A 2,422-nucleotide genomic window follows, 5' to 3' on the forward strand; every position below is an offset into this window, starting at 1 on the left:
AGTTCTGGTAAAAGGCGGCCATAGCATTAACGATGCCAATGATCTGCTGTATCATCAGGGCAGATATCAGTGGTTTTACGGCAAACGTATCCATAACCCCAATACCCATGGCACGGGTTGTACCCTTTCCAGTGCCATTGCGTCTAATCTGGCGAAGGGATATGGTTTGGAGGATGCGGTGCGAAAAGCAAAAAGCTATATTTCCGGTGCGCTTTCCGCTATGCTGGATCTGGGAGCAGGCAGCGGCCCGATGGATCATGCCTTTGATCTGAAAAAAGAATATTGGAAATAAAAGGAATCAGAAAATATAAGCCGCGGAAACGCGGCTTTTTCTTTGCTGAAAATAGTATAAGAAAAATCTGCATGTTGTTTTAACAACATACTTGTTGCAAGAATTGCGATATACTTTCTCTAGAAAGGAAGAAAATCATTGATATTCAGATAGAGTGTAAGGAGGAAGTATTTATGGAAAATCAGATGTTTTGTTATCAGTGTCAGGAAACGGCAGGTTGTAAAGGCTGCACAAGGATCGGCGTTTGCGGGAAAACACCTCAGGTAGCAGCCATGCAGGACTTGCTGGTTTATATATCTAAGGGTATTTCTGCTGTGACCACACAGCTGAGAAAAGAAGGAAAATCTGTGCCTGCGGAAGTGAACCATATGGTCACCTTGAACCTGTTTGTGACGATCACAAACGCGAACTTTGACGAAGAGATGATCGTTGCAAGAATTCTGGATACGCTGCGCTGCAAAGAGGAACTGCTGGCGCAGGTGGCAGATAAAGATGCCCTGCCCGCAGCGGCATTCTGGTATGCAGAAGAAAAGGCGGCGTTGGATGAGAAAGCAAGGCAGGTGGGTGTACTTTCTACTCATGACGAAGATATCCGCAGTCTGAGAGAACTGATTACCTATGGTCTGAAGGGTCTGTCTGCATACAGCAAGCATGCAAACGCCCTGCTGCAGAAGGATGAAGAAGTGGATGCCTTCCTGCAGAAAGCGCTGGCGGCAACACTGGATGACAGTCTGACAGTGGCGGATCTGGTTGCTCTGACCATGGAAGTAGGGAAATACGGCGTCAGCGGCATGGAACTTTTGGACAGAGCCAACACATCTTCCTATGGTAATCCTGAAATGACGAAGGTAAACATTGGTGTTGGCACACGCCCCGGTATTCTGGTTTCCGGTCATGATCTGCGTGATCTGGAGATGCTGCTGGAACAGTCCAAAGACAGTGGTGTGGATATTTATACCCATTCCGAAATGCTGCCTGCCCACTATTATCCTGCCTTCAAAAAATATGACCACTTCTTCGGCAACTACGGTAATGCATGGTGGAAACAGAAAGAGGAATTCGAGTCCTTTAACGGCCCCATCCTGATGACAACCAACTGTATCGTTCCTCCTAAGGATAGCTATAAAGACCGCATGTATACCACAGGTGCGGCTGGTTTCCCCGGCTGTAAGCATATTGCAGGGGATATCGGCGAGGAAAAGGATTTCTCTGCCATCATCGAACATGCAAAACAGTGTGCAGCTCCGCAGGAGATCGAAACAGGCGAGATCATCGGCGGCTTTGCCCATAAACAGGTTCTGGCACTGGCGGACAAAGTGGTGGATGAGGTAAAATCCGGTGCCATCAAAAAATTTGTTGTCATGGCTGGTTGTGACGGCAGAATGAAGAGCCGTGATTACTATACAGAATTTGCGAAAGCGCTGCCGCAGGATACAGTGATCCTGACTGCAGGCTGTGCGAAGTATAAATACAACAAACTGCCTCTGGGCGAGATCGGCGGCATCCCCCGCGTTCTGGATGCGGGTCAGTGCAACGACTCCTATTCTCTGGCAATCATTGCGCTGAAGCTGAAGGAAGTATTCGGTCTGGAAGATATTAACGACCTGCCCATCATTTACAACATTGCATGGTACGAACAGAAAGCGGTCATCGTTCTGCTGTCCCTGTTGTATCTGGGTGTGAAGAATATTCATCTGGGCCCTACACTGCCTGCGTTCCTCAGCCCCAATGTGGTAAAGGTGCTGGTGGATAATTTCGGTATCGGCGGCATTACAACGGTAGAAGAAGATATGAAACTGTTCTTCTGCGAAAATGCATAAAGAAAAGATTCCCCCGTTTTTACGGGGGATTTTTTTATGGAAGAAAGGGGAAACGTTGCGTAGGATGCATAAAAATAGTATAATTGTAACATACAAATGTTTTTGTTAAGTGAACAGAGCGGAGGGAAGCGTATGTTTTCAGATAACAATATTTATTTAGGTCTGGCGGATGAGGGCAGAGTATATCTGCCTCTGAATATGGCGAATCGTCATGGTCTGGTGGCTGGTGCCAGCGGTACCGGCAAAACCATCACCATGAAAGTGATGGCGGAATCTTTTTCCGATGCAGGGGTACCAGTATTCCTCTGTG

General features: G+C 47.3%; 3 protein-coding genes. All 3 read left to right on the forward strand.

Annotated features, from left to right (window positions below; translation table 11 throughout):
• On the forward strand, window positions 1–292 hold a 292-nt coding region (locus ACJMLT_RS03355; protein ID WP_405726579.1), incomplete at its 5' end, for a bifunctional hydroxymethylpyrimidine kinase/phosphomethylpyrimidine kinase.
• A gap of 173 nt (window positions 293–465) precedes the next feature.
• Window positions 466–2,112, forward strand: coding sequence for a hydroxylamine reductase (hcp, locus tag ACJMLT_RS03360; RefSeq protein WP_405726582.1), 1,647 nt, complete (start codon window positions 466–468; stop codon window positions 2,110–2,112).
• 132 nt (window positions 2,113–2,244) lie between these two features.
• On the forward strand, window positions 2,245–2,422 hold a 178-nt coding region (locus tag ACJMLT_RS03365; RefSeq protein ID WP_405726585.1), incomplete at its 3' end, for a helicase HerA-like domain-containing protein.

This window comes from Anaerotignum sp. (genome assembly GCF_045122575.1).
Lineage (GTDB): Bacteria > Bacillota > Clostridia > Lachnospirales > Anaerotignaceae > Anaerotignum_A.

What these genes read in the sequence shown, in the direction of transcription:
- hcp (WP_405726582.1), top strand. Translation starts at nt 466, where the DNA reads ATGGAAAATCAGATGTTTTGTTATCAGTGTCAGGAAACGGCAGGTTGT.